The organism is Mucilaginibacter myungsuensis (assembly GCF_015222005.1).
GTDB lineage: Bacteria > Bacteroidota > Bacteroidia > Sphingobacteriales > Sphingobacteriaceae > Mucilaginibacter > Mucilaginibacter myungsuensis.
Window position 1 is genome coordinate 16915 of sequence record NZ_JADFFL010000001.1, and the last position, 19703, is coordinate 36617.

Sequence of the window (19703 nt, forward strand, 5' to 3'; positions counted from 1 at the left end):
TAAGCAACACTAAGTAACCATAAATATCGTACCATAAATGCTTAGCGCATTACGGTTTCGATAATAATTTCGCCGGTGAGCATTTTGTGTACAGGGCAAACATCGGCAATTTGGTGCAAGCGTTGTATTTGTTCGTCACTCACCTCGCCCTTAACACTTACATAGCTTTTTATAAAAGTGCCTTTTCCAATAGTGTACAGCTCCTGGTCGATGGTAACCTCGTCCACTATCCACATCTTGCGTTTAATGTACATTTGCAACGTTATGGCTGTGCAACTGCTTAGGCTGGCCAGCAACAATTCCTTAGGTGTCATACCGGTATCCGAGCCTTCGTGGTTCTCCGGCTCGTCGGCAATAATGGCGTGTTTGCCGCTGGTAATTACCGTTTGATACTGGCTTTTGCTAATTATTGACCGTGCTGTGGCAATAGCATTTTCAGGTGCTGTCATGATGTCAGAGAAAGTAGATGAAATTAGTGTTGTTCTTCGCTGATGTTCAGCAACGACCAATTCTTCATTTCGTTTTGCTTGCCGCCTTTGTATTCCATCAACACTTTAAAGCTAACACTTTTTTTGGTACCACCATCATCTTCCAGTTCCGCAGCGGTGCGTACAATGTAAATTGAATCACTTTTTTTACCTATCTGGAAACCATCGGCAGGAAAATCAACGTTGGGGGACCGCACGGTAGAGCGGATCATATCCTGCGATACGCTGTAAGCATCTTCGTTAGTAGGCAGGCCGGTAGCGCTAAATGAGTTACCACCGTTCATGGCGAATTTTATCACGATAAAAAGGAAGATCATACCAAGGAACATCAAAAGAAGTAATACATTACGGGTAGACTTCTTTTTTTGATCCTTACTCTCAAGGTAACTTTTCGCCATCGTTAAGTTTAATTAATTAGAAAACAAATATACTAATAACGAAATATATCTTCAATAAAATTCGTAGCACCTTCTGGCGCCTTCAAACCGGTGATACTCCCCAAAGCGATTGTTCAATGGCGTCTCGTAAGAAAAACTGCCCTCGGTAGTACCGCTGGTGTTACCATATGATAATTTAGATGACGGCGCATCATGGCTAAGGCCGAAGCGTAATTTTTCGCCCGTGTCCCTGTTAGAGAAAATATCAAAGATCAGTGAGAAGACGATAGCACTCGGCCGACCAGCCTCTCCGCCGCTGCGATAATAAACTCCGGCGTTTACCGAACGGCGTTTGTATTGGATACCAGCGCTGACCGAATTGAGGTTATATTGTTTGTAATATACTACTGACGGGATGAAGTAAGACTTATCCCCGTCATCAATATTTTCCCATTTATTCAGGTCCCACATGTAACTCAGGTGACCGGTTATCCGGCGCGGCAACAAAGCCGATGCCCCGGTGAACGATTCGTTCGGTTTGTTTAAGTGTTGCACCGCGCCGCCGATCATCAGGTTACCGGCTACCAAGTTGATGCCTGCACCTGTATCGAAATAGAACTTATTATTAAACACAGGCATTTCGGCGGCGGACACCCTTGACGGATCGAAGCCTAAACGATTGTCTATTTGATCACTGAACACCAGGTTGTTATAATCGATACTGCGGTTGGTAACGCCCGCCTGTATGCCGAACGACAATACATAGTCTGACGAGCCAACGCTGTACGAATATATCCCCGATAAGTTGTTTTTATTAAGATAAGCAGGCCCTTCGGTACCACGGGTGAAAAGCAGGCCTATACCGCCGCCAAACTGCGGTACGTTATAGTCTATAGAAGCGCTGAAGTATTTAGGCCCGTTACCAAGGCTGGTCCATTGGTTGCGGTAGATCATGTTCATACGCAGGTCACCTTCAAACTGGCCGTTAAGTGCCGGATTAAGGTACACCGGCGAATTAAAGAATTGCGAGTATTGATGATCCTGAGCTTTGGCGATAGAGATACCCAAAGCCAGCACACATGTTAAAATTATTCTTACTATTCCTTTCATCACTATACCCTTATCTAATTAGGTTTAACGTACCTGCCCGTTTCGGACTACCATTCCTAAAGACCATCCCTTTCCAATCCGTACCGTTAATAAATGTTGCTGATATTTCCCAGGCATAAGCTCCTTGCTGAGCATCCGCGCCTTTAAATGTGCCGTCCCAAAACTCTATTGGTTCGCCTTTCTCGTTCAGCTTGGTGGTCTCGAATACCATTTGGCCCCAAATATTGAATATCCGCATGGCGAAAGTTTTAAGTCCGGACCCCTTGACCGTGAATTTCCTCAGCTCCTGCGATAAGCTGGATGGCATAAAGGCATTCGGCACAAATAACTGGCCCGGCACGCCTTTAACTTGTACGGTATAGGTCTTGCCGTCGGTACAGCCAAATTGCGAATAGGTGGTCAGTTTTACCACATATCTGCCGGTATCGGCATAGGTATGGCTTGGGTTCTGTAATGTAGATGTTGTCTTATCACCAAACTCCCAAAACCAGCTTACGGGTGCCAATTTGCTTTTATCCTGAAAATTAAAGGTGTAGTTAGGTATCTCGGTGACTAAACCTTGCGACGCGGTGAAATCACTTTGCGGCGGCAGGTTCACTTTGATCATTTCAACTTTAGTTTCTGTTTGCATACAACCAAAACTGCTGCGTGCCGTAAGCTTGACATTGTATGGCGCAGTGCGGGCCGCATAGGTATGGGTCGGGTTTACCGCCGTCGAGAGCGGGCTGCCGTCACCAAAATCCCAAACGTATGATATGGACGAATTGGCCAAAGCCGGAGTGGTGTTGGTAAACTTTACCGTTAGTTCGGTACAACCTGTAGTAACGTCGGCCGTAAAATTCGGCGCAGATAAAGGATAAACGATGATCTGCGTTTTTGCAGACTCTATACCGGTGCTACAGTTACTGAATACGCCAATGCTAACATAATATGTACCTGGGGTTAAAAAAGTTTTAGGTTGCGGGTCCAAACCGTTATTCAATATCGGTTCGATTAGCTTGTGGTTGGCATCGTAAATATTATAAACGTATTGCCTGCCACCCGTAGAAAGATTATGAAAATTCACTTCGAATGGCGCACAGCCCGCTACCAAACCACCCGGTGTAGTTGGGGTAACGGTCATCTTAGCTTGTATGCCCGACGGCGTGATGGTGATTGGATAAACGATGCTTCGATTAGTCGCTCCGCACAGGCCGGCAGCCTCCATATAAACAGTATATCTTTTTTGTACCGAGGTGGCGGCAATGGCATTAAAGGTCACATCCGACTTATCCGTCCTGGTGATGCGTTCGGCCAGTACATTATTCTCGTCAAACAAGTAATAATCGTATCTGGTATTAGTGCCCAGGGTTAAATTCTTTACGGTAATGGCGTAAGGCGCGCAACCCGTCAGCGGTCCCGGGTCAATGATCGGAGCCGGTTTAGCCGGATATACGGTAACTATCTTACTGTCTGTAGTTGGCGAACAGCCGTTCGCGATCAGTTTGATCGTGTAGGTAATATCCCTGCCATTAGGATCAGGCTGGAAAGTGTGGGCAGGTGGGGTAGGGCCGTTGTAAACAGGGCTGCCGTCGCCAAAGTCCCAGGTAAAACTACCGCCGGCAATAGGAGTAGAGGTGTTGGTGAAATTAACCGCCAATGGACCGCAGCCTGTGGTTTTATCTATAGTAAAAGCTGCGGTAGATTGTATCGTAGTCGAAAAATCTAACGAGAAACTGGCATCCGGGCAACCAAGTGTACTGGTGATCACCAATTTAATATTCACCGTTTGGCCTTGCCCGGTTATGGTATAGCCCGGGAAAAGCAGCCCGGTACCGATCTGTACATTATTAGCGAACCAGGTGTAGGTTTGTGCATTGTTATCCGGCGTGGCCTTAACGATCAGCGAACTGATATTGAAAGGTGCACAATCTGCCTGTTTGGTAGCTGTAAAATTGGCCACCAATGGCAGGGTTACGTTAATAGTAAGCGGGGCACTGGTGCTGGCTAATGCACCGCTGCACAAAGTGGTCCTTACAGATCGCCTGTAAACCACATTGGCGGTCAATACTCCGGGCTGATAGTCTTTCCCTGTCGCGTTAGCGATAGTGGTAAAATTAACGCCATCAGTACTTTGTTGCCAGGTATAAAAGTAAATGCCGTCGCCGCCTGTCGGGGTACTACCGGTGATCAGTGCCGCAGTAGTGTTGTAGCAAACAGGGTTTACCGTGGTGCTGATGCTGTTGTTAGCCAAAGCCACCTGGGTGTTTATGGTAATGCTATTGCTGACAACGCTACAAGTATTCAGGTTTGAAAATACCGTACGGCGGTACTCTGTATTTTGCAAAGGCATTACCGTAATGTTTTGCCCGGTCTGCCCGTTAATGGTAACCCAGCTTGTGCCACCGTTAACGCTGCTTTCCCAAATATAAGTGTACGGCGGTGTCCCTCCGGATGGCGTGCTACCGCCAATGGTGACAGATGTACCCGCGCATATCGTTGTGTTTCCGGTATAGCTGATGGTATTGGTCATCAGCGATTGGTTGGTGATCACCACATCGTCAAACAAATTACCGCAAGGCGGCTGGCCCATTATGGTCCATGTAAAAGTATATGTTTGGCCGCCTGTTAATCCTGTTACGGTAGTATTGGGTGATGTTGGATCAGTGATGGTCACCCCGGCGGTCGGGCCTGCTTTTTGGGTCCACATCCCTGTCGATGCGCCCGGGCTATTGCCTTGAAGGGTTACCGTGTTTTGGTTACAGAGTGTTTGGTCGGCACCTGCGTTCGGTACTACGGTAGGCGGGTTTACGGTGATGACCACCTGTGCCGAGTTAGCTATCGCACAACTACCGTTTTGTACTACCGCCCTAAAAGCGGTGGTTTGGGTAAGGCTGTTGTAAGCGTAAGATGGGTTGGTATTATTACCGGCAATGGTTTGCCAGGTAACGCCGTTATCTGTTGACTGTTGCCAGGCCATTACACTGCCCACATGGCCGGATAGTGTAATGGTGCCGTTGCTGTTGTAACATATGGTTGTATTTGCCGACGATGCAGTACCACCTACCGACGGTAAATTATTGGTCAGTTGGAAACTCGCGTCATTTGATGAGCAAGCGGTAGATATCGTCCAGGTGAACTGATAAATCGTGCCCGCTACTAAACCGCTAACCGTACTGGCAGCATTGGTCGCATCACTAAAGGTTACGGTCTTTCCGCTGGTCTCGGTCCACCGGCCGGCACCAACTATAGGGTTTGTGCCATTCAGTTGATAGGATGTTACATCGCACACGGCAACGGTAGGTTGGCTAAATACGGGTTGCGTTGGCTGTGGTTCAACGGTTACGTCAACAGTTGCAGGATCACCGGGGCAACCACTGGCACTGATCGGGGTGACGGTATATCTGACTACGGCTTGTGTAGTGCCTGTGTTTGTTAAAATATCATTGATGCCGGCGGTGTTAATGGCGGGGAATTGTCCGCCGTTACCACTAACTGTTCCGCTGATCACGGCCGATGTCCAGCTGTATCGCATCGCCGGGTTCAATGTGATACCTGCAGGTCTGCCACTGCAAATACCCAGGTTGCTTAGCGTTAATACCGGCTTTGGATCCACAGTGACCGTTAAGGTGAACGGCTTACCCGGGCAACCGTTAGCCGTTGGCGTAATAGTGTAGGTGACCGTCCCTGTATTTATTGGATCTGAGTTGGTCAGCAGATCATTGATGCTATTTCCTGTGCCACCGCCGGCAAAACCGGTAATATTGGTCGTCCCTGTCGCCGTCCATACAAAAGTACTTGCCGGATCGATTGCGGTGATATTGTAATTAAGCGTATTGCCCGAACATAATGCCAAAGTTGCAGCCGAGGTTACCACCGGTGTCGGCGTAACGTTCAGCGTCATGGCTTGTATAATGGTGCTGCAAGCGCCGATCAGGTTGGTTCGAACGGTAAGTGTCAGCCGCACCGGGCCACCTCGTTTATCGTTAGTACCTAAATTATAAGTTGGTGTAAGTGATGAATTGCCATTAACAAAAGTACCATCGCCATTGGTAGACCATTGGTAAGATACCACGCTGGCCATATCGCTAATGCTACCGGCCAAAACAAAGCTACCTGCTGATGCACAAACCGTTGCATCCGCCCCGGCGCTAACGGCCGGTGCCTGCTGTATATTGATCACCTGCGAAGCAGTTGGGCTCCCGCAGCTATTAGTATGCCTTACAGTGACGGTGTAATTGCCAAACCCCGGAAAACTGATCTGCGGGTACTGGCTATTAGCGTTGGTGCCGTTAATAAACGTAGGTGCACCTGCGCCGGCAGGGGGTGTTACGGTCCACTGATAGGTAGCAGCCGCCGGATCGCCCGATCCCGAATAAGTAACCCTTGTAGAACTGCCCGCGGTATTACCAAAAGTCAACACCTGCGGACCGCAAAAAGCAACGTTGGCCGATAATGCAACGGTAGGATTGGCATCTATAATGACCGGGAGCGTTTTGGTATATGTGCGACCGCAGGCATCGGGCATAGTAAGTGTTAGTGTGTATCTGCCGGCTGTAACAAAAACAAATTTTGGTTCGGCGCTTTGCAGGGTGGTACCACCGCTTGTGGTAACAGGTACAGCGCCCGCAGGTGCGGTTACGGTCCAGTTAAATACAGGGGCCGAGCACAAGTTATCAGTGATCGATGTATTTGTAATAGTTACCCCCGGCGATGCGCAAACTTGCGGTGCTGACAGCGTAAAATCGGGCTTGGGCGGGTCTTGCACACAAATGGTGTAAGTGGCATCCTCGACCGGGCAGATAGGGTTGGGGTTATTAAGTAAAGCCAGCTTGATAACGTGGTTACCCGGAGTTAAATTGGCAGTAAAGATAGTGCCCCTGGCTACATTAAGTGCTCTCACGGTACCATCTACAGACCAGGCGTATCTGGCACCGGCAAAGTCCTGGCAATTGCCGGCAATACTGTTAGGGTCTTCGCCGGGGTATGATGTATTGGTGAAACTTACTGCACCTGTACAGGTGACCGGCCCCGGAGGAGTTATCCGGTTAATAGGCGCTAATGATACCGTAGCGTAAGTTAAAGCGGGCGTACCCACGTTATTACAGAACGGGCTGGTTGGTTGTATCTTGATCTCGAACTTATTATTTTGACCCGGAGCCGGTAAGTTTCCGCAAGACGATCGGGTGAAAGTATGCGCGATGATACCACCACTGGCCTCTAATTCGGATATATTATATAAAGTACCAGCTGTTCCATCGCCCCAGGTTACCAAGTATCTATTGCCCGGATAATTGGTTTTAAGGATACTCACGTCAACCTTATAACTTAGTATAGCTGTCGCCCCTTGCGACGGTAAACAGGTAGCTGTTGGCCCAGCCGAACCAATGTTGTTATTTACCGTGCTATTTAAAATAGTATATGCCCGGGTGCCGCTAACCAAACCGTTGCCGGCCCTTACTATGGCAGTGAAATTAGTTTTGGTTGTTGTGCTGAACGAACCCGTAAGCGAAGCGATACCGACATTAGCTGTGGCGCCGGTCTCATCCACAACGGTGACCGCCCCCGTTGTACCTGCTGTTGAGGTAGAACGAAAATCGAATCTGAAATTGTCTTGTGATGAAGTACAGCTCCCATACACAGCATCGTCTATCACCGGTAAGGAGTTTGTGGGCTCGATCCCTGCCTTGATAGCAGCACCGCCAGCCACAGCAAAAGGGGCCGACTCCCCAATAATTGCACCCGGATTTGACGAAGATGTTATTTTTACTTTATAACCTGCTCCCGGCAAGGTGCTGAGCGGTATAACAGCATTAATATAAGTAATATAAAATGCCGGAACAGTAGCGATAGGGGTAGCAGGGTAAACGCCCGCCGCGTTAGATAAGAAGAGACTAAAAGTGTTATCCTGGGCGATGAAATTACCGCCGGTATTAGTAATGCGAACTGGTACGCCGATGCTTGAACCGGGTGAATAAACGATAGAGTTATCGAAATTTGTTACCGCTATAGTTTGAGAAAAAGCGCGTTGGCCAAAAGTGACCAGGCACAATACAATTAACAAAAATATCCCAGGGTATATTTTCTTCATACGCACGCCATCAATAGTCTTAATTAGAGTAACAAAGATAGCAAACATATTGCCAACTATCTAATAATACAACAGTTAGCGTATTAAGATATAGTTAATACGCTAACCATTGTACGAAAAATAGCCGAAAATAGTTAAGGCGGGATATCTTACTACAGGGTCTCTTTTAACCAATTGTAGAATTCGCGCTGCCACACTATGGAATTTTGGGGTTTTATTACCCAATGGTTTTCCTCAGGCAGGTATAATAACTTAGACTTAATGCCTTTTAACTGCGCCGCCTGGAAAGCCTGCAAACCTTGCTCAATAGGCACACGGAAATCTTTACCACCCTGGATGATCATGATCGGCGTATTCCATTTGTTCACCATGTTTGATGGATTGAAATTCTCGTAGGTATTAGCTGCTACTTTGTTGCCGTGATCCCAGTAATTGCCACCCAGATCTTTATTAGCGAACCAAAGTTCTTCGGTAGTGCCGTACCAGCTTTTCAGGTCGAATAAACCGTCGTGCGCGATGAAACTTTTAAAGCGGCCCTTGTGCACCCCGGCCAGCATAAATACCGAGTAGCCACCGTAGCTTGCACCAACGCAACCTAAACGGGCTTTATCTACATAAGATTCTTTGGCGATATCATCGATGGCCGACAGGTAGTCCCTGATCGGTTGCCCGCCCCAATCGCCGCTGATCTGTTTGTTCCACTCTACACCGTGGCCCGGCATACCGCGGCGATTTGGCGCTATCACGATATAACCCTGTGCTGCCATCAACTGGAAATTCCAACGGAAGGAATAAAATTGCGATAATGCCGATTGCGGGCCACCCTGGCAATACAACAGCGTAGGGTATTTTTTAGCCGGATCAAAATTTGGCGGATAGATCACCCACGCCAGCATATCTTTACCATCGGTGGTTTTAATGTGGCGTTCTTTAACGTCGCTTAGGTTCAGAGCATCATAGGCTTTATCGTTGATGGTGGTGATCTTATGCATAGCGCCATTGGACAGATCTACCGCGTACATTTCGGCGGCATGGTTCATATCCACTCTATTAACGATCAACGTATTGGCGGCCTGTGCTACGATCCCGTTCACATCCCATTGACCTTTGGTGATCTGTTTGATAGCGTCGACAGAACCTAAAGTTTTGCTCAGGTCTATCTCGAACAGTTGCTCGGTGCCGTTGTGAACGGCCAAAAAAAAGATCTTCTTTTGGTCATTACTGAACCGGAAGGCGCTGATAGACTCATCCCATTTTTCGGTCAGGTTTACTTGTTTGCCGGTCTTTTTATCTTTTAAAATAATGTCGTTTTTATCGGCCTCAAAGCCATCTTCTTTCATGCTCAGCCAGGCCAACTTGGTACCGTCCGGACTGAATAACGGCGCGGTGTCATAACCATTCATCCCTTCGGTCAGGTTAGCGGTCTTGCCGCTTTCGATATCGTAAATGTACAAGTTGGTGTTAGTACTTTGCGCGTACTCTTTGCCGACTTTCTTTTTGCATACATAAACAATGCTTTTGCCGTCGTGGCTAAAGATCATATCCTCTACACCGCCGCTTGGTTTTTGAGGTACATCGTATGGTTCGCCTGCAAGGATATCTTTCTCGTTCGTGATCTTGCCATCGGCAATATCGGCCACAAAAACGTGCGATACTTTGCCGCTGTTCCAGGTATCCCAATGGCGGAAGTTAAGATCGGTGAACACATAGGCATTACTTTTAGGCAGGTCGGCATATTTGTCTTTACCCTGGATCTTTTCCATATCAACCTCGCGGCTAAAGATCACCTTTTTGCCATCCGGCGATAGCCGAACATTATCGATATCTTCTAAAGCATTAGTAGTGATCTTGGCGACATTGCTGCCGTCGATATTCATTTGCCAAATAATGCCATCAGCAAAGTAGGTAACTTTACCACCAACGGCTACATCCAGTATCTGCTTGCCGCCCGGTTCTTTGGTGATCTGCTTCATCGGCCCGCCGGTTATCGGCACAGTATAAAAGTGCACATCCGACTTGTTCTGCTCCATATTTGGATGCGACACACTGAACAGTACTTGTTTACCGTCGGGCGTAATGTTCTCGCTGCCTAAGCGACCGAGTTTCCAAAGGGTTTCGGGGGTTAAATTTTGTTTTACCTGTGCTTGTGCACCCATCGCGGTCATGGTCAACAATATCAAAAGAGGTTTCTTCATAGTTCTTTTATCCAAAAAATAAATAGGCAACAAATATAGCAGCAATTACGCCCGCAAGGTCGGCAACTAAGCCGGCAGGTATAGCATAGCGCGACTTTTTAATGCCTACCGACCCAAAATAAAGGGCAACAATATAAAATGTAGTATCAGCAGAACCGTTAAATACACAGCCCAACCTACCCGGGAAACTATCTACGCCGTAGGTTTTCATGGTCTCGATCATCATCGCTTTAGATCCTGATCCGCTTAGTGGTTTTAGATAAGCCACAGGCATAGCATCAACAAAACGGGTATCAAGGTTCATCGCGGCGACAGCATAACGTACACCATCGTTAATGTATCCCAAGGCGCCGCTGTTTCTGAACAGGCTGATGGCGACCAACATCCCCACCAGATAGGGGATGATCTTTACAGACGTTTCAAAACCGGCTTTAGCGCCATCTACAAAAGCCTCAAAAATGTTAACCTTCTTAACCAATGCTCCGATAATGAAGACGACAGGTATAGCAAAGATGAGTAGGTTACTCACGATCTTTGATACTTCGCTGATCTGCGCCTTGGTCAGGTAAGCGGTGAAATACCAGATCACCCCGGTGATGAAAAGCGTTAATCCTCCTAACCAACTTAGGATCACGCGGTCAAATAAGTTAATTCGTTGCTTCACCGCTACTAAAAGCATACCTGCAACTGTAGCTACATAAGTAGCTATGATACAAGGGATAAAAACATCAGTAGGGTCCTGGGCATTCAGGATAGCGCGCTGGGCGATGATAGTCACAGGTAACAACTGCAAGCCCGAGGTATGCAACACCAAAAACATGATCTGCGCGTTGGACGCGGTGTCTTTATCCTTATTTAGTTCCTGCAAACTACCCATGGCTTTTAGGCCGAGCGGGGTAGCTGCATTATCCAAACCCAACAGGTTGGCCGAAAAATTCATCATCATTTGACCGACCGCCGGGTGATCTTTAGGTACTTCTGGAAATAAGCGATTGAAGAACGGGCCAACAATGCGCGACAGGAAGTTGATAGCACCGGCTTTCTCGCCGATATTCATGATACCCAGCCAGAACGCCATGGCACCCACCAAAGGCAGCGCGATGTCCATTACCGAAGACTTGGACGAACTGAACATCCCCTCGACCAGCGTGGCGAAGATCTCGGTATCGCCTAAAAATATCAGCTTAAATAACGCGATAACGAACGCGATAATGAAAAATGCTACCCAGATATAGTTTAGTGCCATGCTGCTTTTTAAAAAGTTTGAAGATACTCTTTTTTAGAAAAAATTGGGACAGCCTGTTTTATATTCGTCCGCCTGCCTATATTTACTTTTACCTGATCAATTGTAACTGATGATACCTGTATTAAGTACTGTCGACCAATTTCTGCAACAGATGCAAACCCATCCCATCAACTGGGAAGAATACCCCGCGCCCGGCAAATGGTCGCCTAAGCAGATTATTGGGCACCTTTGCGATAGTGCCCAGATCAATCTGCAGCGTTTTATCCGCTGCACTTACGAGCAGAATTTTAAGCTGATCTACCACCAGGAAGAATGGGTTGCCCTGCAACGCTATCAGGAAATGCCTGTTGAGGATATCATCAAACTTTGGCAATTACTGAATGGCCAGATCCAGCGCGTACTGGACGATTACCCACCGGACCGCTGGCAGGTCACCTGCGATAATGGCCGTTACGAACCAAGTTTTAATACCGTCGAGTTCATTGCCCGGGATTACGTAGCCCACATGCAAAACCACTTTAAACAGATCATCGCATGAATCAATTGACCGAAACCTGGCAGATCCATAACCGGATCAACATCTATTTGCTTAACGCGATAGACGAAACGTATCTGAAAGATATATCAGCATCCAAAGGCCGTTCCGTTGGCGAGCATTTCGCACACATCAATAATGTAAGGTTGTTGTGGCTTAAAGTTGCTGCACCGGAATTGATGTACGGGCTAAATAAGATAGAGAAAGAGGCCATCACCAAAGATATTTTAACGACCGAACTGAACGCCAGCGCTGAAGCTATCAGTACATTATTCGAAAAGAGCGAAGGCAAGATCAAAGGCTTTAAGCCAAATGCCACGGCATTTTTAGGCTATCTGATATCGCACGAATCGCATCACCGCGGGCAGGTCATGTTGTGCCTTAAACAGAACGGGCACATGGTTGATAAGAAGATACAATTTGGGATATGGGAATGGGGGGTGAGGTAGTTATCGGGATAACACCTTTGTCACTACAACATTCGTCTTAAAATTTGACGACACCTTTGCGTGAATATCGTTGATCATTTGGCGCGCTTGTCGCTCCTCTTCAGTAAGATCTTTATTGGGTGTTAAGGCTAAAACATCCTCAAGGTTTCGTTTAATTTGGGCCATGCAATGTTCGCCTTGATAAAAAACATCATGCGGAAGTGTGAAGTCTACAGAAGGTAATTCCTGCTTTAAGCGTTCGATAGTTTCATTTTGAAAACCTTTGATGATAGCCGATACCTGTAACGCGTCGTCATCAACGTTGCCCAACTTAGCGTTTACAGTTAGCCGGCTCTTGTATTTCAGACCTTTCGCCGATATTTGATAGTTGAAAAGCAGCGTAAATGTATCGTCGTCCATCGGTAACCAGGTCATGCTGCCGCTCCGGTCACACGGTAGGTAAGTTCGATCTTTTAGATAGATCTTGTTGGCGCTAAATTCTAAGACCTCGCTTGTGTTGCTTAAAACTTCCATACCTCAATTATAACTCATAATATTCTTATCAGCCACCAAATGGATATCATAATCCTTACGGATAGGGCTGTAAGGGAACTTATCCTTCACCATAATGTAGATGTTGCCTAACTCTTTGATCTTATAAGTTTCCACATCGGCCAGTTCTCCGTTCTTGATCAGGAAGGCAGCGATGGAGTTGTGGATCATATTGTATTGCGCTATCTCGTCGGTCTCTATTTCTACGAACATCTTACGGCCGTCGGCCCGCATGTTAATATCGCTTTTAGTACCGCCGGGGAATTTGGCCGTATAAACGCGGGTCTTCTTTTTAAGGTCCTGTTTGGTGATGGTGTAGCCTTTCGATACAAAGAAGGTATCGGCCTTGCCCAGGTTGTTCTCGATCAGGTATTTCAGGTCCTCGTAGGAAATCAACTGTTTTTGTGCGTAGCCGACCGAAGAAAGTAATAAAAATGACAATATAAAACCGATCCTTTTCATAGGTTTGTACATATAAAAAATATGTTCGTAAGTTAGCGAAACGCAATTTAACTTACCCGACATTGCATTGTAACATTTATCTATTATGCCAGTAACTATCAACCTCGCGCGCGTTAGCGACGATTTTGGCTTTGAGGCCACCGACCAGAACGGACATACAGTAAAAATGGACACCAGCCCCGAGAGCGGCGGTAAAAACTTTGGCGTACGCCCGATGCAGATGCTATTGATGGGTTTAGGCGGATGTTCGGCTATCGACGTGATCAGCATACTGAAGAAACAACGCCAGGACGTTAAGGACTATAAAATGGTGATCAACGGCGATCGCGAAGCAGGTGTAGAGCCTTCACTATGGAAAGATGTAGATATCGAGTTTCATTTGTATGGGGATATCGACGAAGACAAAGCCAACCGTGCGGTAGAACTTTCCTTAAATAAATACTGCTCCGTATCGGCTACTTTAGCCAAAGGCGGCGCGGATATCAAATGGAAAGTGATCATACACCCGGCTTCTTGAGAATCAAGAATATAGAATCAAGATACAAGACAAAAAAATAAAAGGAGATAAGATGATAGGTCAGGACAGGTGTCTTGACTCTTGACTCTTGGCTCTTGACTCTAAAAAAATGTTAGAAAATTTAGACCCGATAACCCAGGCTGTCCGCATACAGACCGAGCGCAGCCAACAGAACGAGCATTCTACGCCGTTATATTTAACCAGCAGCTTTATTTTTGAAGAGGCCGAGACCATGCGCGGCGCTTTTGCCGACGAGAACGACGCTAATATCTATAGCCGTTTTAGTAACCCTAACGTTGACGAATTTATTGCCAAGATGGTGATGCTGGAGAAAGCCGAAGACGGTTTTGCTACCGCGACAGGTATGGCCGCTATTTTTGGTACCTGGATGGCGCTTTTAAGTCAGGGTGACCACATGGTGTGCAGTAGTTCGGTATTTGGCAGTACATTTACCATCGTGAACAAGTTTTTACCTAAGTATGGCATCAGCTGTACGTTGGTAGCATCTGAAGATAAAGAAGCCTGGGAAGCGGCCATCCAGCCAAACACCAAGATGGTTTACCTGGAAACGCCCACCAATCCGCAGTTAGAGGTATTGGACCTGGAGTGGTTCGGTCAGTTCAGCAAAAAGCACAATTTGATCTTGGCGGTAGATAACTGCTTTGCTACCCCGTTATTACAACGCCCTATCGAATTTGGTGCCGACCTGGTGATCCACTCGGCTACCAAATGGATAGACGGTCAGGGCCGCGTATTAGGTGGCGTGGTTGTTGGCCGTGCCGACCTGATCAAGGATATCTACCTGTTCTGCCGTAACACAGGGCCGGCTTTATCGCCGTTCAATGCCTGGGTATTAAGTAAGAGCTTAGAGACCCTTGATGTACGCATGGAGCGCCATTGCAAAACTGCCTTGGCCGTTGCTGAGAGCTTGCAGAGCAACCCGAATGTATCGTGGGTAAAATATCCTTTCCTGAAAGGGCACCCGCAGTATGATATCGCTATCAAACAAATGTCGGCCGGTGGTGGTGTACTTTGTTTTGAGGTTAAAGGTGGGGTAGAAGCAGGCCGTAAATTCCTGGACTCGCTGCAGTTGTTCTCTGTTACTGCCAATTTGGGCGATAGTCGTAGTATAGCTTCACACCCCGCAAGCACTACTCACTCTAAATTGACCGAAGAAGAACGTTTAGCTGTAGGCATTACGCCGGGCCTGATCCGTATATCAACAGGTTTGGAAAAGTTTGATGATATTATTGCTGATATTAACCAGGCATTAGAACTTACTAAGTAAGCTAACTACCCTTTTATATATTCAACGACCCGCCCATCCGGCGGGTCGTTTTGTTTAACAGATGCTACAGTTATTAGTCTTATCCGGTAACTTGTATTGCTTTTAGTACTGATCGAGACAGCGCTATCAGGTTACTTAATACTCAATTTTAGCACTTATTGAAGTAGTGGTTGTGCATCGGAAGTGGCTGTTATCAAGCCGACAGATCAATCTATTAGCTAACATTTAACCACGTTGAAAGGCGGTTGCCTATTAGTTAAAATTGCAATTATTATAATTAATGGCATCTGTATTGGTAGGTGATCAGTGTTTTAATAACAAAACAATATAAAAACCTATTAAAATGAAACTACATTTAAAACGTACCTCGATGCTGGCAGTGGGCCTATTATTGGGAGGAAATTTATTAGCACAATCTACCGACACATTATCACGTGAAACTTACGTAAAACCATTTTCTGATGGCAGCGCTTATCGCACATGGTCTTTCGGCTTTTACGGAGCTGGAACATCTAAGTACACCATCTTCCGCGGTAAAGAGGACTGGACAAATAACGATATTAAATTTGGTTACGGCGCTTACATCAAAAAACAGTTTTTGCATTCATTTGGTCTTCAAGGTAATTTCTTCCGTGGCCAGCTTGCCGGTAATGGTAATCCGGTTGTAGGGGCTGCCAATAACAGTTACAAAACAAACGTTGATTACGCGGCCGACCTTTCTGCAGTTTTTACATTAGCGAACATCAGCTGGAGACATAACCAAAGCGCTATCCAACCTTACTTAAGCGCGGGTGGTGGTTATATGGGTTATCGCACCAACACTTATGATGTTAACGGTACCAAAACGTCGACCTTAAGCTATGATGCTACCGAGTTTTACATCCCTTTAGGTGCGGGTTTTAAATTCAATGTAGCGCCCGGCGTTAATATCGACTTAGGTTACCAGGTGAACTTTGTTAATAACGACAATTTTGATGGTAACATCACCGGTTCTACTTTAGATAAATTCTCTTATGCTCACGCCGGTTTAGAATTTGCCTTGGGTAAACGCTCTAAACCGCAATTAGCTACACATAACCCGGTATCATCAATGCGTATGGAGTACACCATGAAAGAGAAGATGTTGCAAAACCAGATCGATGCCGAGAAAGCTAACACTGCTGCTTTACGCAACGACCTGAACACCACTAACTCAAATCTTGCTGCTCTGAATACCAAATTCACTGCTGATAGTGATGCTGACGGTGTACCGGATTTCTTTGACAAGTGCCCTAACACACCAGCAGGTACTAAGGTAGACGGATCTGGTTGTCCATTGACCATCACTAAAACCGTTTACATTACCGAAGAGGATAAAAAAGTAGTGAAAGACGCTATCTCTAACTTAGAGTTCGACTTGGGTAAAGCTACTTTACGCCCTAACTCTTTACCAAGCTTAGAGAAAGTTGCTGAATTATTAGTAAGCAAAAACTTTAGCTTGAAGTTGGCCGGTCACACAGATAACACTGGTTCAGCTCAGTTGAACATGCGTTTATCAAAAGACCGTGCAGAGTCTATCAAGTCGTTCCTGGTGAGCAAAGGCGCTAACGCGTCACGTATCGAAGCTACAGGTTACGGTATGAACCAGCCTATCGCGTCTAACAAAACAGCCGAAGGCCGTCAACAGAACCGTAGGGTAGAGTTCACCTTATATTAATAGTAATGCTTGCTGACAGCAGACTGTTCAAGCTGAAGCAAACACTTATAAAATGCAAAAGGCCCCTCGCGAATTATCGTGAGGGGCCTTTATTATTGTTGGATAGCTTTTAGAAACTCGAAAAAAAGTCGGTCAGTCCACCCATATAGGCTTCGTCCCAACCGCCTGTGATATCCTGATAGGCTTCGTCGGGGATATTGGTATGGCGCAATTCAACAGACGAGCCTTGCTTATCAGCATGTAGTTTTATAGTGACGATAGAAGGTTCATCCTGCCCATCAAAATACCATTGCTGTACTACCTTTTTATTCTCCTCAAATTCGATGTTCTTACCCACGATTGCTTCATCCCACATGGAGAACTCGGTACCCTGTTCGGTCGACATCACAGCCGGCTCACCTGTCCATAATTCGATGGTAAAAGGATTGGTCAGCGCCAGATAGATCTCTTCGGGTGTGGCCGGTATTGTATAGTATTTTTTGTAGTCTTTCACAGCGGCAAAGATAATATAAAAACGATGATGTGCTTTGCTTGAAAAAAACACCTAATACGGGCAAACCTGCCAAAGGTTGCAATATGTTGAAATTTTAAGTGATTGATAGTCAGATGAAATTTAGTGTAAGTAGTGTATACACCCACGCCGTATACACCTACAGCGCTCGTGTTTATAACGCGCCTATCGGTAATACTGTCCTGCCATACACTTCATTCAGCACACCCGCAATACCGGTGTAAATAGCCGAATTGCCACAAATGATGCCTAAGTAGCCCGATACATCCTTATTGAGCCTGACCGTCTCCCTCGGGGTTCTCTACGCTTTTGCCACGCATGGCTGCACCTATGGCTTGGTCCATTAAGCGTTCGGCAAATGGGCGGGTGAACTCGTTCAGTTCGTCGATGGCTTTGTGGATAAAGTCCTTATCACCCGATGTTAAAACTTCCTGCAATTTGTCCATCAGTTTTTGGGTATCAGCTATCTCTGCGATAGAGAGCCACTCCGCGTTCTTTTCTATAAAGCGTTTAGCGGTGTAGATCATCTGCTCGCCTTCGGTACGGGCCTCAATGATCATGCGCTGGGCTACATCATCTTTTGCGTGGGTGATACTGTCGATCAGCATTTGCTCTACCTGGTCATCGGTGATACCGTAAGTAGGTTTCACGTCGATCTCCTGCTTCACGCCCGAACGCAGTTCTATCGCCTGCACTTTCAGAATGCCATCTGCGTTCAGCAAAAAGTTGATATCTACCTTAGGGAAACCTGCTGGCATAGCCGGGATACCTTTCAGATCAAACTCGGCCAGTTTACGGTTCTCTTTGATCAGGTCGCGTTCGCCCTGGTAAACGGCTATTTTCATGTTCACCTGGCCGTCTATCGAGGTGGTGTACTGCCGGCCGGCCTTAGTAGGTACTTTAGAGTTACGCGGGATGATCACATCCATCAATCCGCCCATGGTCTCGATACCAAGCGATAATGGTGTAACATCCAGCAACAAAATGTCTCGGCGGTTACCCGCCAAAATATCAGCCTGAATAGCAGCGCCTAAAGCCACCACCTGATCGGGGTTAACGTCATCATGCACAGGCTTACCAAAAAACTCCGACACCATGGTTTTCACCAGTGGCGTACGGGTGGACCCGCCAACCATGATCACTTCATCGATCGCGTCCACGCTCAATTTGGCATCTTTCAAAGCGTTCTTACAAGCTTCGATGGTCTGCTTCACCTTTGGCAAGATCAGGCCCTCGAAGGTGGCTTTATCGAGTGTACACCAAATGTCGCCCAATTGCTCGTTAAAGATATTTTGGTTAGATAGGGCTTTCTTAGCTTCTTCGGCTTTCAGGCGTAATTGCTGGGTAAGTGCGCTGTCATTAGCCAAAGCGTATTTGTCCAGCTTGTTCTGTTCTATCCAATAGCTCAGGATGGCGCGGTCAAAGTCATCACCGCCTAAAAAGGTATCGCCATTGGTTGATAGCACCTCGAAGATGCCATTCTGTATCTGTAGTATCGAAACGTCAAAAGTGCCGCCGCCAAGGTCATAAACCGCAATGGTCTTCACTTCTTCAGGGTTCAGTCCAATGCCATAGGCAAGGCTCGCCGCAGTAGGTTCGTTAACAATGCGCAATACGTCCAATCCGGCAAGTTTACCAGCATCTCGGGTGGCCTGGCGCTGACTATCGTTAAAGTAGGCCGGTACGGTGATCACCGCGCGGTTCACCGGGGTTTTCAGGGCGTGTTCGGCACGGTCTTTCAGTTCTTTCAGGATCACACCCGATAGGTCTATCGGGGTATAGAATTTATCGCCTACTTTGATCTTCACCAGGCTTTCGGTATTGTCATCGATAACGCGGTACGAGAAAAAGTCTTTATAATTTTCGATGTCTTTGTACGAACGGCCTAACAAACGCTTAACCGAGAAGATGGTATTTGAAGGGTCGGTAGTTAAATAATCTTTAGCTTCATTACCAACGGTCACCTCGCCGGCCGCGCCAAAGTGAACTACCGAGGGTACCAATACACCTTTGCCGGTATCATTGATCACCTGCGGGTTTTTATCGGGGTTGATGAATGCCACCAACGAGTTTGTGGTACCCAGGTCTATACCCACAATGATATCTTCTTTTTGGAGCGAACCTGTTGCCAGGTTAATAGAAACTTTAGCCATGTACGCGATCTAACAAGCGCCAAAGATAAGCAGTTTGCGCGGACGGCTTGTCATGGTAGTTTATAATTTTAGCGG

Annotated in this window: 15 protein-coding genes; 5 read left to right on the forward strand and 10 right to left on the reverse strand. The window is 46.6% G+C overall.

Going from position 1 to position 19703, the window contains the following annotated elements; translation table 11 throughout:
- Positions 1 to 41: 41 nt before the first annotated feature.
- From IRJ16_RS00055 to IRJ16_RS00080, 6 genes are all read right to left on the reverse strand, one after another.
- Positions 42 to 449: an OsmC family protein gene (locus IRJ16_RS00055; RefSeq protein ID WP_194109471.1), complete on the reverse strand. Its 408-nt coding sequence runs from the start codon at positions 447 to 449 to the stop codon at positions 42 to 44.
- 23 nt (positions 450 to 472) lie between these two features.
- Positions 473 to 886 (reverse strand): hypothetical protein, encoded by a 414-nt coding sequence (locus IRJ16_RS00060; RefSeq protein ID WP_194109472.1) that lies wholly within the window; start codon positions 884 to 886, stop codon positions 473 to 475.
- A gap of 51 nt (positions 887 to 937) precedes the next feature.
- Positions 938 to 1975: a PorP/SprF family type IX secretion system membrane protein gene (locus IRJ16_RS00065; protein ID WP_194109473.1), complete on the reverse strand. Its 1038-nt coding sequence runs from the start codon at positions 1973 to 1975 to the stop codon at positions 938 to 940.
- 10 nt (positions 1976 to 1985) lie between these two features.
- Positions 1986 to 8045, reverse strand: a complete 6060-nt coding sequence (locus IRJ16_RS00070) for a PKD domain-containing protein (RefSeq protein ID WP_194109474.1) — start codon at positions 8043 to 8045, stop codon at positions 1986 to 1988.
- A gap of 152 nt (positions 8046 to 8197) precedes the next feature.
- Positions 8198 to 10240, reverse strand: coding sequence for a S9 family peptidase (locus IRJ16_RS00075; RefSeq protein WP_194109475.1), 2043 nt, complete (start codon positions 10238 to 10240; stop codon positions 8198 to 8200).
- A 7-nt stretch (positions 10241 to 10247) separates the two neighbouring features.
- Complete coding sequence (locus tag IRJ16_RS00080) at positions 10248 to 11486, reverse strand: nucleoside recognition domain-containing protein (RefSeq protein WP_194109476.1); 1239 nt, start codon at positions 11484 to 11486, stop codon at positions 10248 to 10250.
- A 109-nt stretch (positions 11487 to 11595) separates the two neighbouring features.
- On the opposite strand from IRJ16_RS00080, the gene IRJ16_RS00085 reads away from it, so the two are divergent.
- A complete protein-coding gene (locus IRJ16_RS00085) occupies positions 11596 to 12024 on the forward strand; it encodes a DinB family protein (RefSeq protein ID WP_194109477.1) in 429 nt (142 codons plus the stop codon).
- The gene (locus tag IRJ16_RS00090; protein ID WP_194109478.1) at positions 12021 to 12470 is read left to right on the forward strand and encodes a DinB family protein; all 450 of its coding nucleotides are present in this window, start codon (positions 12021 to 12023) and stop codon (positions 12468 to 12470) included. Before IRJ16_RS00085 ends, IRJ16_RS00090 begins: the two co-directional genes overlap by 4 nt.
- On the opposite strand, the gene IRJ16_RS00095 is transcribed toward IRJ16_RS00090, so the two are convergent.
- Positions 12471 to 12983 carry a hypothetical protein gene (locus IRJ16_RS00095; protein ID WP_194109479.1) on the reverse strand — a complete coding sequence of 171 codons (513 nt, stop codon included), beginning with the start codon at positions 12981 to 12983 and terminating at the stop codon, positions 12471 to 12473.
- 3 nt (positions 12984 to 12986) lie between these two features.
- Positions 12987 to 13463 (reverse strand): hypothetical protein, encoded by a 477-nt coding sequence (locus tag IRJ16_RS00100; RefSeq protein WP_194109480.1) that lies wholly within the window; start codon positions 13461 to 13463, stop codon positions 12987 to 12989.
- An 85-nt stretch (positions 13464 to 13548) separates the two neighbouring features.
- Between IRJ16_RS00100 and IRJ16_RS00105 the strand changes: the two genes are divergently transcribed.
- The 3 genes from IRJ16_RS00105 (at position 13549) to IRJ16_RS00115 (ending at position 16964) form a co-directional block, all read left to right on the forward strand.
- Positions 13549 to 13980, forward strand: a complete 432-nt coding sequence (locus IRJ16_RS00105) for an OsmC family protein (RefSeq protein WP_194109481.1) — start codon at positions 13549 to 13551, stop codon at positions 13978 to 13980.
- Positions 13981 to 14089: 109 nt separating this feature from the next.
- Positions 14090 to 15268 (forward strand): trans-sulfuration enzyme family protein, encoded by a 1179-nt coding sequence (locus tag IRJ16_RS00110; RefSeq protein ID WP_194109482.1) that lies wholly within the window; start codon positions 14090 to 14092, stop codon positions 15266 to 15268.
- 343 nt (positions 15269 to 15611) lie between these two features.
- Positions 15612 to 16964: an OmpA family protein gene (locus tag IRJ16_RS00115; protein WP_194109483.1), complete on the forward strand. Its 1353-nt coding sequence runs from the start codon at positions 15612 to 15614 to the stop codon at positions 16962 to 16964.
- Between the two features lie 109 nt (positions 16965 to 17073).
- Here IRJ16_RS00115 and IRJ16_RS00120 read toward each other — a convergent pair whose 3' ends face one another.
- Together IRJ16_RS00120 and hscA are read right to left on the reverse strand one after the other, a co-directional pair.
- Positions 17074 to 17457, reverse strand: coding sequence for an SRPBCC domain-containing protein (locus IRJ16_RS00120; RefSeq protein WP_194109484.1), 384 nt, complete (start codon positions 17455 to 17457; stop codon positions 17074 to 17076).
- A 287-nt stretch (positions 17458 to 17744) separates the two neighbouring features.
- Entirely contained in the window at positions 17745 to 19628 is a 1884-nt protein-coding gene (gene hscA / locus IRJ16_RS00125; protein ID WP_194109485.1) for a Fe-S protein assembly chaperone HscA, read from the reverse strand.
- Positions 19629 to 19703 lie beyond the last annotated feature (75 nt).